Origin of the sequence: Idiomarina aminovorans (assembly GCF_023155095.1) — a bacterium.
GTDB classification, from domain to species: domain Bacteria; phylum Pseudomonadota; class Gammaproteobacteria; order Enterobacterales; family Alteromonadaceae; genus Idiomarina; species Idiomarina aminovorans.
The window spans coordinates 1-241 of the sequence record NZ_JAKNDA010000044.1; the positions used below are offsets into that span (position 1 = coordinate 1).

1 rRNA gene is annotated in these 241 nt (G+C 53.9%); it reads left to right on the forward strand.

Going from position 1 to position 241, the window contains the following annotated elements:
- Positions 1–241, forward strand: a 16S ribosomal RNA gene (locus L8G48_RS13715); the annotation flags it as partial.

Here is a 241-nt window from a genome sequence, read left to right on the forward strand (position 1 = left end):
TCCTACGGGAGGCAGCAGTGGGGAATATTGCACAATGGGGGAAACCCTGATGCAGCCATGCCGCGTGTGTGAAGAAGGCCTTCGGGTTGTAAAGCACTTTCAGCGACGAGGAAAGGTGTTGTATTAACAGTGCAGCACATTGACGTTAGTCGCAGAAGAAGCACCGGCTAACTCCGTGCCAGCAGCCGCGGTAATACGGAGGGTGCAAGCGTTAATCGGAATTACTGGGCGTAAAGCGTAC